15 protein-coding genes and 1 tRNA gene are annotated in these 12,937 nt (G+C 73.8%); 8 read left to right on the top strand and 8 right to left on the bottom strand.

Annotated elements, in window-relative coordinates; all coding sequences use genetic code 11:
* Positions 1-85: 85 nt before the first annotated feature.
* From ABGA99_RS35260 to hisN, 4 genes are all read right to left on the bottom strand, one after another.
* Positions 86-162: transfer RNA gene (locus ABGA99_RS35260), tRNA-Met, on the bottom strand.
* Between the two features lie 43 nt (positions 163-205).
* Entirely contained in the window at positions 206-631 is a 426-nt protein-coding gene (locus ABGA99_RS35265; protein WP_347576166.1) for a Fur family transcriptional regulator, read from the bottom strand.
* Between the two features lie 221 nt (positions 632-852).
* Positions 853-1,263 carry a CBS domain-containing protein gene (locus tag ABGA99_RS35270; protein WP_347576165.1) on the bottom strand — a complete coding sequence of 137 codons (411 nt, stop codon included), beginning with the start codon at positions 1,261-1,263 and terminating at the stop codon, positions 853-855.
* 189 nt (positions 1,264-1,452) lie between these two features.
* Positions 1,453-2,247, bottom strand: a complete 795-nt coding sequence (gene hisN, locus ABGA99_RS35275) for a histidinol-phosphatase (RefSeq protein WP_347576164.1) — start codon at positions 2,245-2,247, stop codon at positions 1,453-1,455.
* A gap of 139 nt (positions 2,248-2,386) precedes the next feature.
* Here hisN and ABGA99_RS35280 point away from each other — a divergent pair, with 139 nt between their 5' ends.
* Positions 2,387-3,019, top strand: a complete 633-nt coding sequence (locus tag ABGA99_RS35280; RefSeq protein WP_347576163.1) for a TetR family transcriptional regulator — start codon at positions 2,387-2,389, stop codon at positions 3,017-3,019.
* On the opposite strand, the gene ABGA99_RS35285 is transcribed toward ABGA99_RS35280, so the two are convergent.
* From ABGA99_RS35285 to ABGA99_RS35300, 4 genes are all read right to left on the bottom strand, one after another.
* The gene (locus tag ABGA99_RS35285) at positions 2,985-3,308 is read right to left on the bottom strand and encodes a multidrug efflux SMR transporter (protein ID WP_347576162.1); all 324 of its coding nucleotides are present in this window, start codon (positions 3,306-3,308) and stop codon (positions 2,985-2,987) included. The genes ABGA99_RS35280 and ABGA99_RS35285 overlap by 35 nt on opposite strands.
* 108 nt (positions 3,309-3,416) lie before the next feature.
* Positions 3,417-4,424, bottom strand: coding sequence for a ribosome small subunit-dependent GTPase A (gene rsgA, locus ABGA99_RS35290; RefSeq protein ID WP_347576161.1), 1,008 nt, complete (start codon positions 4,422-4,424; stop codon positions 3,417-3,419).
* Positions 4,425-4,432: 8 nt separating this feature from the next.
* On the bottom strand, positions 4,433-5,836 hold the full coding sequence (gene aroA / locus ABGA99_RS35295; protein ID WP_347576160.1) for a 3-phosphoshikimate 1-carboxyvinyltransferase: 1,404 nt from the start codon (positions 5,834-5,836) through the stop codon (positions 4,433-4,435).
* A gap of 123 nt (positions 5,837-5,959) precedes the next feature.
* Entirely contained in the window at positions 5,960-6,673 is a 714-nt protein-coding gene (locus tag ABGA99_RS35300) for a M50 family metallopeptidase (protein WP_347576159.1), read from the bottom strand.
* Positions 6,674-6,755: 82 nt separating this feature from the next.
* Between ABGA99_RS35300 and ABGA99_RS35305 the strand changes: the two genes are divergently transcribed.
* The 7 genes from ABGA99_RS35305 to ABGA99_RS35335 all read left to right on the top strand — a co-directional run bounded on the left by ABGA99_RS35305 (position 6,756) and on the right by ABGA99_RS35335 (position 12,886).
* Positions 6,756-7,577: an SOS response-associated peptidase gene (locus ABGA99_RS35305; protein WP_347576158.1), complete on the top strand. Its 822-nt coding sequence runs from the start codon at positions 6,756-6,758 to the stop codon at positions 7,575-7,577.
* 99 nt (positions 7,578-7,676) lie between these two features.
* A complete protein-coding gene (locus tag ABGA99_RS35310; RefSeq protein WP_347576157.1) occupies positions 7,677-7,871 on the top strand; it encodes a hypothetical protein in 195 nt (64 codons plus the stop codon).
* 149 nt (positions 7,872-8,020) lie between these two features.
* Entirely contained in the window at positions 8,021-8,653 is a 633-nt protein-coding gene (locus ABGA99_RS35315) for an alpha/beta family hydrolase (RefSeq protein WP_347576156.1), read from the top strand.
* A gap of 116 nt (positions 8,654-8,769) precedes the next feature.
* Positions 8,770-9,588 (top strand): sigma-70 family RNA polymerase sigma factor, encoded by an 819-nt coding sequence (locus tag ABGA99_RS35320; protein ID WP_347576155.1) that lies wholly within the window; start codon positions 8,770-8,772, stop codon positions 9,586-9,588.
* On the top strand, positions 9,585-9,926 hold the full coding sequence (gene rsrA / locus ABGA99_RS35325; RefSeq protein ID WP_347576154.1) for a mycothiol system anti-sigma-R factor: 342 nt from the start codon (positions 9,585-9,587) through the stop codon (positions 9,924-9,926). Before ABGA99_RS35320 ends, rsrA begins: the two co-directional genes overlap by 4 nt.
* A gap of 96 nt (positions 9,927-10,022) precedes the next feature.
* The gene (locus ABGA99_RS35330) at positions 10,023-11,534 is read left to right on the top strand and encodes an HD-GYP domain-containing protein (RefSeq protein ID WP_347584221.1); all 1,512 of its coding nucleotides are present in this window, start codon (positions 10,023-10,025) and stop codon (positions 11,532-11,534) included.
* Positions 11,535-11,629: 95 nt separating this feature from the next.
* Entirely contained in the window at positions 11,630-12,886 is a 1,257-nt protein-coding gene (locus ABGA99_RS35335; RefSeq protein WP_347584222.1) for a metal-dependent phosphohydrolase, read from the top strand.
* Positions 12,887-12,937: the final 51 nt, after the last annotated feature.

The raw sequence follows: 12,937 nt of genomic DNA on the forward strand, positions 1-12,937 counted from the left end.
CTGCCGCCGGCCCGCTTGCGGTAGGCGCTCGTTCGTGCGCGGACAACGACGAAGGCCCGGACCAAGTGGTCCGGGCCTCCGTCAGTGGTAGCGGGGACAGGATTTGAACCTGCGACCTCTGGGTTATGAGCCCAGCGAGCTACCGAGCTGCTCCACCCCGCGTCGGTGAAACCAACACTACCCCTGGCTGATCGCCCAGCGCAAATTACGTGGTGCTGCGCCCCGCACAGTCCGGGCAGATGCCGCGATACGTGACTTCCGCGCCGGAGACCCGGAAGCCGAAGCGCTCCGTCTCGGGCAGCGTCGACAGCAGGTCGCCCTCCGGGCGCACGTCGCGGATCGAGCCGCAGCGGCTGCAGACCAGGTGCTGGTGGGCACTGTGGGCGTTCGGGTCGTACCGCTTGGCGCGGCCGTCCGTGCTGACTTCGAGTACTTCGCCGAGGGCGACCAGCTCGCCCAGCGTGTTGTAGACCGTCGCCCGCGAGATCTCGGGAAGCCGCGCGGTGGCACGTGCGAGTACTTCGTCGGCGGTGTAGTGCACGTGGTCGCCGTCCAGGACCTCGGCCACGACTCGCCGCTGTGCGGTGAGCCGGAAGCCACGGCCGCGCAGTCGCTCCAGGAGGTCGCTCATGCATTCAGGGTAGCAGCGCACCGCTCTATGACCAGAACCCATACGAACTTCATTGGCATCTTGACTTGGACTGTGTCTAATGTAAGCTCACTGGCAGACTACGGTGATCGGTCCCGAGGCCGCGCTCCAGGCCCTGTGTGGTCACGGGCCGGTTGCCGTGCACGGACAGAGGGGTCGGGATGCCGGTCGGGCTCCCGACCCCTCTGACGCGTCCGGGCGCGCTATGCGAGTGCTGTCTCGCGGCGCTCCGGCATCTGCCGCGCGGGGGTCCAGCAGCGGATGATGTCGCGTACGGACACGACGCCCACCGGCTCCGCGTCGTCGAGGACGATCAGATGGCGGAAGCTGCCGTGGGTCATGGCGTCGGCGGCGTCGTCGAGGGTCCAGCCGGGTGCGGCGAAGACGACGTCCGTGGTCGTGTGGTCGTCGGCCTTCTCCGTGTCCGGGTCCTGGCCCGCGCCGACGGAGTTGAGGATGTCGCGCTCGGTCAGGATGCCGAGCCCGCTGGTGTCGGGGTCGAAGACGATCGCCGCGCCGACGCGCCGCGCCGACATCAGCCGGGCGGCCTGGCGGAGTGTGTGTGCGGGGCCGATGGTGAGGACCACCGTGCTCATGGCGTCGCGGACGAGCATGGGGTGGAGCCACCTCCTAGGCGTGGGGAACGGGCCCTTGCGCGGCCTGTGAAGAGTTTCACAAGTTCACAAGGTCTGTCGTTGCCAGACTGGCACGCTGAGGAGAGTGCAACAAGGGGCAGGAGATGTCCGGCCGCCGGGGTCCGTGCCCCCGGGCGCGGGTTTGCCGGCGGCCCGGAGGAGGTACGGCTACGGGCCGAGGTACTTCAGCAGCTCCTGGTGGAGCAGCCCGTTGGACGCCGCGGCGTTGCCGCTGTGCGGTCCCGGCTCGCCGTCGAGACCCGTGAACGAGCCGCCCGCCTCCGCCACGATCGCCGCGCACGCCGCCATGTCCCACAGCGACAGCTCCGGCTCCGCGCAGATGTCGACCGTCCCCTCGGCGACCATCATGTACGGCCAGAAGTCCCCGTACCCCCGGCTGCGCCAGCAGTCGCGGGTCAGGTGCAGGAAGCCGTCGAGCCTGCCGCGCTCGTCCCAGCCGTGCAGCGAGGAGTACGCGAACGAGGCGTCCTCGATGCGCTGGACGCCCGAGACCCGCAGCGGGCTGGCCTTCGCCAGGCTGCGGCCGGTGTACGCGCCCCCGCCCTGCACCGCCCACCACCGGCGGCCGAGGGCCGGCGCCGACACCACGCCGACGACCGGCTGGTTGCCCTCCGGGCCCGGCGCCATCAGCGCGATGAGCGTCGCCCAGACGGGGACGCCGCGTACGTAGTTCTTCGTACCGTCGATGGGGTCGATGATCCAGCGCCGCGGTCCGGTGCCGTCGGTGCCGTACTCCTCGCCCATCACGGCATCGCGTGGCCGGGCGCGGCGCAGCGAGGAGCGGATCAGCTCCTCCGCCGATCTGTCCGCCTCCGACACCGGAGTCAGGTCCGGCTTCGTCTCGACCTTCAGGTCGAGGGCCTTGAACCGCTCCATCGTGGTGGCGTCGGCGGCGTCCGCCAGGACGTGGGCGAGACGCAGATCATCATGAAAACCGGCCATGCAACGAACAGTAACCCCAAAGGTGCGCCGCCAACCTTCGTCCGCGCGCGTGGCGGGTCTCCGGGCCCCTCGTACGGACCCTTGACAGCACCTGGCGGTGCGTCAATTCTGAGCGCACGGTCGCCCTCTGGAGGCCAGGATGCCCACAGCGCGAGAAGGACTTCTCGACGCCGCCTTCGCGGCGCTCAGGAGCCGGCCCTGGGCGGCGGTGCGGATGGTCGACGTCGCCGCCGCGGCCGGGGTGTCCCGCCAGACTCTGTACAACGAGTTCGGCAGCAAGGAGGGTCTCGCCCATGCCCTCGTCAGACGCGAGATCGACGGCTATCTCGCGGGCGTGGAGCGGACGCTGGCCGGCGCCCGCAGATCCGGCGCCGACGCCGGTGGCCGACTGCTCGCTCTGGTCGCTTGGACACTGCGCGCCGCGCGCGGCAACCCGCTGGTGCGGGCCGCGCTCACCGGCTGCTGGGGCGAGCAACTGCCGACCCCCGCGCGGCGCGTGCCCGCCCGGGGCGGGACACCGGGCGTACGGCGCGGGGACCCGTCCGTGGAGACGCCTGCGGAGCTGGTCGAAGCGGTACGCGACCGGGTACAGCGGGCGCTGGAGGAGCAGTTGCCGGGAGGCCCCGGCGAACGCCGCCGGGTCTGCGAGGCGGTGACCCGGCTGACGCTGTCGTACGTGGTCGCGCCCGCGGCCCGGGGCGAGGACGTGGAGCGTACGGTCCGCGGGCTGCTGGCGCTCACTGCGCCGAGCCGGACAGCTGCAGGCCGATGACGCCGACGATCACCAGCGAGATGGAGACGAGCTTCAGCGTGGAGACCATGTCGCCGAGGAAGGCCATGCCGTAGATCGCGGTGCCCGCGGCACCGATGCCCGTCCACACCGCGTACGCCGGGCCGACGTCCAGCTTCTTCAGCGACAGCGTCAGCAGGCCGAAGCTGCCGAGCGCGAACACGCAGAAGGCAACCGTCGGCCACAGCCGGGTGAAGCCGTGGGAGAGCTTGAGGCAGACGGCGAAGCCGGTTTCGAGGATTCCGGCCACGACGACCAGCAGCCACGCCATCGTGTAGTGCCTCCCGTTCGGTTGACGCTCCTGCGATTATGCCCAACGCGCGTCCGCGGGGGCGATGGACCTGCCGAACGCCTCCGGCGGCCCCGGGCCCGGCCGCGGTCAGTCTCCTTCCCGGCGCTCGCGGGTGGCGAGCAGCCGGCGCAGCGAGGCCAGCCGTGCGGGATCGGCGTGGCCCTCGGCGACCCAGGCGTCCAGCGCGCAGTCCGGCTCGTCGTGGCTGCAGTTGCGCGGGCAGTCCGCCGTCCCGGGTTCCAGGTCGGGGAAGGCGTGGATGACGCGCGACGGGTCGACGTGCGCCAGACCGAACGAGCGCACGCCGGGGGTGTCGATGACCCAGCCCTTGTCGTCGGGCAGCGGCAGGGCGAGCGCGGACGTCGTGGTGTGCCGGCCGCGGCCGGTGACGAGGTTCACCTCACCGGTCGCCCGCTGGCGCTCCGGCACGAGCGCGTTGACCAGAGTGGTCTTGCCGACGCCGCTGTGGCCGACGAAGGCGGTGACGCGGTCGGTGAGCAGGTCCAGCACGCGGGCGGCGCCCTCACCGGTGGCCAGCTCGTCGCGGTTGCACGCGACGGCCCGTATGCCCAGCGGCGCGTACGACTCCAGCAGCTCGTCCGCGGGCGCCAGGTCCGACTTCGTCAGCACGAGCAGCGGGTCGAGCCCGCCGTCGTAGGCGGCGACCAGGCAGCGGTCCACCAGCCGCGGCCGCGGCGGCGGGTCGGCGAGGGCGGTGACGATGGCCAACTGGTCGGCGTTGGCGACGACCACGCGCTCGTACGGATCGTCGTCGTCAGCCGTCCGGCGCAGCACCGACGTGCGCTCCTCGACGCGGACGATGCGCGCCAGCGTCCCGGGGTCGCCGGAGACGTCCCCGACGACGGCGACCCGGTCGCCGACGACGATGCCCTTGCGGCCCAGCTCGCGCGCCTTCATGGCGGTGACCGTGCGGTCCTGGACGAGGCAGGTGATGCGGCCGCGGTCGATGGTCAGGACGAAGCCCTCGGCGGCGTCCTCGTGCTTGGGGCGGTTGCGGCTGCGGGGGCGGCTGCCCCGGCGGTCCGGGCGTACGCGGACGTCGTCCTCGTCGGGGTTCTTGCCGTAGCGCCGCATCGCGCGGGTCAGTCTCTCGGGGCGGGGGCGGCGGGCGCGCCGGCGGCGGGCCCGGCTCCGGGGCCGGTGTCCGCACCGGCGAGGAGGCCGGCCCACATCCGGGGGAAGTCGGGCAGGGTCTTGGCGGTCGTCTCCACGTTCTCCACCTGCACACCCTTCACCACCAGGCCCAGGACCGCGCCCGCCGTGGCCATCCGGTGGTCGTCGTACGTGTGGAAGACGCCGCCGTGCAGCGGGCGGGGACGGATCTCCAGGCCGTCCTCCGTCTCGGTGACGTCACCCCCCAGCCCGTTGATCTCCCGGGTGAGGGCGCCGAGCCGGTCCGTCTCGTGCAGCCGCAGGTGGCCGACGCCGCGCAGCCGGGACGGCGAACCCGCCAGCGCCGCCACCGCGGCGATACCGGGTGTCAGCTCGCCGACCTCGGAGAGGTCGATGTCGATGCCGCGGACGCCGCCTGCCGAGGAAGCGCCGGTGAAGACCAGGTCCGTGCCGTCCGCGGTGGTCACCAGCTCGCAGGAGCCGCCCATCTCCGTGAAGATCGCGCGCAGCGCGTCCCCGGGCTGCGTGGTCTGCCGGGGCCAGTCGCGGATCGTCACCCGGCCGCCGGTGAGGAGCGCGGCGGCCAGGAAAGGCTGCGCGTTCGACAGGTCCGGCTCCACGGTCAGGTCCCTGCCGCGCAGGGCGCCCGGCGCCACCCGCCACACGTGCTGCTCGCCGCCGTCCTCCGGCGCGTCCACCTCGGCGCCGGCCCCCCGCAGCATCTCCACGGTCATGCGGATGTGCGGCAGCGAGGGCAGCCGCCGGCCCGTGTGCCGCAGCTCCACGCCCTTGTCGAAGCGGGGCGCGGACAGCAGCAGTGCGCTGATGAACTGCGAGGACGAGGAGGCGTCGACCTCGACCGGGCCGCCCTGCAGCGTCCCCTCCCCGTACACCGTCAGCGGCAGGGCGCCGCGGCTGCCCTGCGCGGTGTCGTCGATCCGGGCGCCGAGGGCGCGCAGCGCGTCGATCACGCCGTGCAGCGGGCGCTCGTGGCTGCGCGGGTCGCCGTCGAAGCGGACCGGGCCGTCGGCGAGGGCGGCGACGGGCGGCAGGAAACGCATGACCGTGCCCGCATTGCCCACGTCCACCGTGGCATCGCCCCGCAGCACGCCGCCGGGGGTGACGCGCCACTCCTCGGCGCCGTCCGGGCCGGCGTCCTCCTCGATACCGACGCCGAGGGCCCGCAGGCCGCCCGACATCAGGGCGCTGTCGCGCGAGCGCAGCGGCCGGATCAGCCGGCCCGGCCCGGCGGCGAGCGCGGCGAGCACCAGCGCCCGGTTCGTGACCGACTTCGATCCGGGCACGGTGACGGCCGCGGTCACCGGTCCTTCGGCGATCGGTGCGGGCCAGGGGCTGCTCTGCGAAGCGGTCATGGCACTCACCCTATGCGGGCCGGCCCGCCCCCCGCAGGGTTCGCCCAGCGGCCTGTGGACGACCGGCGGCCTGTGGACAACCGTGGCGGCGGGGTCGCGAGCGGCAGCGGTGCGCCGGGCGGATCAGAGGTCGAGCAGCCAGCGGGCGCCGCCGGCGAGGGCGCAGAGGGCGACGATGAAGAACAGGAACACCCACAGCCCGGCGGGGGTGTGCGTCAGCCGCCCCAACTGGTCGGCGTCGGACTGCGGCGCCTCGCCGCGGCGCCGCTTGCGCTGCAGCTCGAAGACCGGCCGCACCCCGCCGAGCAGCAGGAACCACACGGCCCCGTACGCGAACGCCGCCTGCACCTCCGGCTCGGTCAGCCAGGACACGAGGAAGAACGCGGCCCCGGTCAGGACGACGGTCACCACCCCGTACGCGTTCCGGATCATCAGCAGCATCGCCGCGAGCAGGGCGATCGAGCCCCACAGCGCCGCCGTGATGCGCCCGTCGGCCAGCAGCCAGGCGCCGGCGAGGCCGAGCAGCGGCGGGGCGGTGTAGCCGGAGGCGGCGGTGAGGACCATGCCGAGGCCGGAGGGCTTGCCGCGGCTGACGGTCAGGCCGGAGGTGTCGGAGTGCAGGCGTATGCCCTCCAGACGGCGGCCGGTCAGGACGGCGACGAGGCCGTGGCCGCCCTCGTGCGCGATGGTGACGGCGTTGCGCGCCACCCGCCATATGCCCCAGGGCAGCACGGCGGAGAGCGCCACCAGCCCCGTCACCACGACCAGCCACTCCGAGGGGTCCGGCTGGGTGCCGACGACACGGTCCCACAGCTCGCCGAGGCTGGTTCCTTCCATGTGCCCTCCCGGTGCTCGGACGAGCAGGGTAGCCAAGGCGCCGTGTGCGGGCTGTCAGCGGGGCGTGGCAGTCTTGTCACCCATGTGCGGACGGTACGCGGCGAGCAGGAAACCCGAGGACCTCGTCAACCTCTTCGAGGTGGAGAAGTGGGACGCGGAGGAGACGCTCGCGCCCGACTACAACGTGGCGCCCACCAAGAACGTGTACGCGGTGCTGGAGCGCCCCGAGCGGGATTCCGACGACCCCCGGCCCGTGCGGCAGCTGCGGGCGCTGCGCTGGGGCCTCGTGCCGTCCTGGGCGAAGAACCCGGACCTGGGCGTGAAGATGATCAACGCCAGGGCCGAGACCGTGCACGAGAAGCCGGCCTACCGCCGCGCGTTCGTCTCCCGGCGGTGCCTGCTGCCGGCCGACGGCTACTTCGAGTGGCTGACGTTCAAGGGCGAGCGGCAGCTCGAAGAGGAGGGCAAGAAGAAGCGGCCCCGCAAGCAGCCGTACTTCGTCACCCCCGTCGACGGCTCGGTCTTCGCGATGGCGGGGCTCTTCGAGTTCTGGCGGGACAAGACGCTGCCGGACGACGACCCGCGCGCGTGGTGGGTGACGTGCACGGTGCTCACGACCGAGGCGGAGACCACGGAGCTGGCGGGCGGTTCCGCGGGGGAGTCCGGGCCGCACACCCTCGCCGAGATCCACCCGCGGATGCCGCTGATGCTCACCCCGGACCGCTGGGACGCCTGGCTCGACCCGGCCAACAAGGACCCGGAGGAACTGCGCGAGCTGCTGACCCCGCCGCCGGCGGGGCTGCTGCGGGCGTTCCCGGTGTCGACGAAGGTGAGCGACGTGCGCAACAACGGCGCGGAGCTGGTCGAGGAGATAGCGGCGCCGGAGGAGGAGACGCTGTTCTAGGGCCGGCCCTCCCGGAGTCCGCCCGGCCCGGCGAGATCCCGGCGGCGGTTCCCCGGGCCGGTGCGGGCGCCGTGCCTTCACCGCTTAGGCTGCCCGCTCATGACCTACCTCCAGGACGTTCCCGGCTTACTTGCGCGCCGCGGCCGTGGCCGCGGCTTCAGCGGCGGCGGCTCCGGCGGCGAAGCCGGTGGCACGACGGTGATCGTCGTGCTCTGCGTCGTCGCCGTCGTCATCGTGTTCATCCTCCTGATGGTCCGTGCCCGTTCGAAGAGGAAGAAGCTCAAGAGCGACTGATCCGCCACGAGCACACGAACCACGGTCCGCCACCGGCCGGGTCCCGGCCGAGGGGGGTGCGGCGGGTGCGGGCGGAGGTGTGCACGGATCTGCGACGTCCCCTGTGCGGGGGCGCCGCGGGCGCGTGGCGCTCGCCTAGATTGAGGTGCGTGAAGCCCACCACCCAGACCGTCGCCACGCCGCCCGGTGACGCCCGCATCACCTGGCACCGGGCCGCGCGCCCGCGGCTCGTGCTCGCCCTGAGCCACGGCGCCGGCGGCGGCATCGAGGCCCGCGACCTGCGGGCGCTGGCCGCCGCGCTGCCCCCCGAGGGGGTCACCGTCGCGCTCGTCGAGCAGCCCTGGCGGGTCGCGGGACGCAAGCTGGCGCCGGCGCCCAAGACCCTCGACGCCGGCTGGACGGCCCTGTGGCCCGCCCTGGAGAAGACCGGGGTGCCCGTCGTCGCGGGCGGCCGGAGCGCCGGCGCCCGGGTCGCGTGCCGTACGGCCCGGGACCTCGGGGCCCGGGCGGTGCTCGCCCTGGCGTTCCCGCTGCACCCGCCGGGCAAGCCGGAGAAGTCCCGGCTGGCGGAGCTGCTGGACGCCGGCGTGCCGACCCGCGTGGTGCAGGGCGAGCGGGACCCGTTCGGCGGGCCCGCGGAGTTCCCCGCGGACGTCGACGTCGTGCCCGTGCCGTACGCGGACCACGGCTTCGCCGTGGCCAGGAGCGCGCCGCCGGACGACGCCGGGACGGCCGCCACGATCACCGCCGCCGCGGCGGATTGGCTCGCCGGCCTGCGCTGACGGCCGGCATGACCCGTACCCCCGCCCCGGCGCCCCCGCGGAGCAGCCCGGGGAATGCGGCATCGGAAGCATGCGTTCTCACCGGTATACGTGAGGCGATCGTCGAAGGGAAACGCATGAGCGGGGTCGCATGCCCGTCGCGTCCGCAGCCGGAGGCAGCGGAGAAGTACTGGGCGGCGGATGTGCACGTACGTCGTCTATCCTCCGAACCGTACGGGGCCACGGGAGGCTCCACCACGGTGTTGGAGGAGGTGGGTCTCGTCACTGGGACCGACACGGGGAAGGGCGAGCCGGCCGAGGAGCCGACCGCGCCCGAGGAGACGTCCGCCGAGCGGAACGCGCGCTTCGAGCGAGACGCGCTCCAGTTCCTCGACCAGATGTACTCGGCCGCGCTGCGCATGACGCGCAATCCCGCCGACGCGGAGGACCTGGTGCAGGAGACCTATGCCAAGGCGTACGCGTCCTTCCACCAGTTCCGCGAGGGCACGAACCTGAAGGCGTGGCTCTATCGCATCCTGACCAACACGTTCATCAACTCGTACCGCAAGAAGCAGCGTGAGCCGCAGCGCAGTGCCGCCGAGGAGATCGAGGACTGGCAGCTCGCGCGCGCCGAGTCGCACATGTCGACCGGCCTGCGCTCCGCCGAGGCCCAGGCGCTCGACCACCTGCCCGACTCGGATGTGAAGGAAGCCCTCCAGGCGATCCCGGAGGAGTTCCGCATCGCCGTCTATCTGGCGGACGTCGAGGGCTTTGCCTACAAGGAGATCGCGGACATCATGGGGACACCGATCGGTACGGTCATGTCCCGGCTGCACCGCGGTCGCCGCCAGTTGCGCGGTCTCCTGGAGGACTACGCGCAGGAGCGCGGCCTGATGCCGGCGGGAGCCGGGCCGGAGTCGGCCGGGTCGCACACGGGAAAGGGTTCGGGATCGTGAGCTGCGGAGAGCCGCACGAGACGGATTGCTCAGAGGTCCTCGACCACCTCTACGAGTATCTCGACAAGGAGATGCCGGAAGGCGACTGCGCAAAGTTCCAGGTGCACTTCGACGAGTGCAGCCCCTGTCTGGAGAAATACGGCCTGGAGCAGGCCGTGAAGAAGCTCGTCAAGCGCTGCTGCGGGCAGGACGACGTGCCGGCGGATCTCCGTGCGAAGGTGATGGGCCGGATCGACACCATCAGGTCCGGCGACGAGGTACCGGAGCAGCCGGTGCTCGACGCCGGGGACGAGGGCCGCCCCACGTCACTCGAAGGTGCGAATCCACCCGGCTCCTAGTGTTCTTTTAGGCAACTGCGCCCCATTCGGCCGTAGGTGCCGCCCTATGCTCCCCAACTCGTACGGAGTACCGCGGGGACGAGGAGCGTGGGGCGCATGGGGCAGGTGGCGCAGGTCTCTGCGGCCGGGCGCGGTTGTCTGTGGTGCGCACTGCTCGCCACGGCGGCATGCGCCGTTCCCGCGCTCCGGCCGGGCGCAGCGACTCCGTGGGCGGCGCTGGCCCTGCTGGCGGCCGTCTACGCCGCCGGTGAACACCTCTGGCGCGTCCTCCCCCCGGCCGGCCGGGTGCCCGACGGCATCGGCGCGTTCTTTCCCGTCCTCCTTGCAGGAGCGTTTCTGCTGCCGCCTGCCGCGGCGGCCCTCGTCCCCCTTCCGGGCGCGCTGACCGCCCGGATCGCCGAACAGCCCGCCGCCCCGCGGCGGCTGTGGCGGGCCGCGGAACTGGCGCTCGCCGGCTGGGCGGCCGCGTACGCCGCCGGGCGAGTGCCCGGGGGCGCCAGGCTCGGCGAGGCCGGGTTCCCCGAGTTGCTGCCCGCCGCGCTCGTCGCGGTCGCGGCCTTCTGGACCGTACTCACCTTCCTCGCCGCCCTGATGCAGGCCGCCGCCGAGCGCCGCTCCCCGCGCACGACGCTCGCCGGAGCCCCCGCGGCGGCGGGCACGTACCTGGTGCACGGGCTGGCCGGGCTGATGATGGCGATGCTCTGGCGCAGCCCGCACGGCCCCGCCAGCGGTCTGCTCGTCCTGCTGCCGATGGCCATCTCCTGCTGGGCGTTCGCCCAGGCCAACCGCGAACGCGCGGCGCACCAGGCGACGATCCGCGCACTGGTGCAGGCCGTCGACATCAAGGACCGCTACACCCGCGGGCACAGCGAGCGGGTCGGCCGCGCGTCGGTGCTCATCGCGCGCGAGCTGGGCATGGACGAGCGGCGGCAGGAGGTGCTGCGGTTCGCCGGGATCCTGCACGACGTCGGCAAGCTCGGGGTGCCGACGCGCATCCTGCGCAAGGACGGGCCGCTGACGCCGGAGGAGCGGCGGATCATCGAGCTGCACCCGGAGTACGGGCACGAGATCGTCCGCGGCATCGGCTTCCTGGAGGAGGTGCGCTCGGCGATCCTGCACCACCACGAGCGGATGGACGGCGGCGGTTACCCGTACGGGCTCACCGGCGAGCGGATTCCGGAATACGCCCGGGTGGTGGCGGTCGCCGACGCCTTCGACGCCATGACGTCGACCCGCTCCTACCGCCGCGCGCGCGAGGTGCCCGCGGCGCTGGCGGAGCTGCGGCGGTGCGCGGGGGCACAGTTCGACCCCCGGATGGTGCGCGCGCTGGCCGGGGCGATCGAGCGCCGCGGCTGGCACGCCGAGGTCACCGCGGACGAGCCCGCGGCGGTCCCCGCGCCGCTGCGCGGCGCCCGTGCGGGCGGCGGGGCGGATCGGGGTGCGATCACGGACGGCGGTGCGGTGGCGGGCAGCGGTGGGGCGGATGCGGACGGGACGGAGCACGCCGTCGGGGTGCTCCGCGGTGGTACGGCGGCCCGGAGGATTCCCCGCCCGGCCGGGGGCGCTCCGGGGCCCGCGGATCCGCCCGCCGGCGGCGATTGGGCATGAGCGGCACACGGCACGCGGCAGGCGCGCCGCGCAGCCGGCGCGCGGCGCCGGCGCCTGCCCGGGGCCGTGCGGCCCCGCCCGAGGTGCGCGTGGCCGTGGGAGCCGCCGGAGCGGTGACCGCGGCCGGGTTCTGCTGGACGCTGTGGCACGGGCTCGCCCACCCCGAGGCCGCGCTCGCCTTCGGCCTCCTCATCGTGGTCGGCGAGGTGGCGGGCGACCACCGCGCGGGCACCCCCGCGCGCATCCCCGCGCCGCTGGCGACCGCCGGTGCGCTCGGGTACGCGCTGCTCTGCCTTCCGGCGGACGCGGCGGGCGGCGCCGTTCTGGAGATCGCCGCCGTCTCCTTCACCGCCACCGTCCTCGGGGCCGTCCCGCACGTCGCCCGGGGCCGCGGCCCCACCGCCGAGCACCTGGTCCGCCGGGTCCTCGGCACCGCCTTCGCCGCCGCCTGCTGCCGCCCCCTGTGCGCCGGCGCACCCGACGAGGGCGACGGCGGCCCGGTCGCCGCCTTCGCCGTGGGTCCCGGCTACGTCCTGGCGCTGCTCGCCGTCCTCGCCCTGACCGCGCTCTGCGACGCCGTCCTCGCCGCCTGTCTCGCCCGGGCCCGCACCGGCTGGCCGTACGGCCCCCTGCTCCGCGACGAGCTGCGCGCCCTGCCCGGCGTCGGCTCCGCGATGTGCGCGACCGGCGTCGTCATCGCGCTGGCCGCGCAGGTGGCCGGGCCGTGGGCGCTGCCCGTGCTGAGCCTGCCGCTGCTGCTCACCCAGGTCTCCCTCCGCCGCTACGCCGCGGTACGCCGCACGTACCGCCAGACCATCGCCTCGCTGGCCCGCGCGACCGAGATGGCCGGGTACCACAGCCCGGGCCACGCCCACCGCGTCGCCGCCCTCAGCCGGGCGATCGGCCGGGTACGGGGACTCTCCGAACGGGAGCTGGACGTGCTGGAGCAGGCCGCGCTCATGCACGACCTCGGCAAGCTCTCCCTGGCCGACCCCGTGCCGCCCGGTGGCGACGGGAGCGTGCCGCCCGGCGCCGCGAGCCTTGCCGACCGGCGGCGCATCGCCCTGCTCGGCGGCGCGGTGGTGCGGCAGACCGGGGTGGCCGCCGAGGTCGCCGTCGTCGTGGAGCGGCAGGCGGAGCCGTACCGTGACCAGCCGGTCGCAGCCCGTATCGTGCGCGTTGCGGCCGCATACGACGTACTGGTGACGGGGAACGCGAAGGGTGAGGGCGCGATCGCCGCCGGACCGCTGGCGGCCCTGGAGCGGCTGCGTCTGGCCGGTCGCGCCGAGTACGACCCGGCCGTGGTGGACGCGCTGCGGGAGGTGCTGGCGAGTGGCGTCTACGCGAACTGACCGGTAAGAAGCGGGTGTACGGCACCGCGTGGTTGGATGCGGGCATAGCCC

Origin of the sequence: Streptomyces sp. B5E4, assembly GCF_039871555.1 — a bacterium.
Lineage (GTDB): Bacteria > Actinomycetota > Actinomycetes > Streptomycetales > Streptomycetaceae > Streptomyces.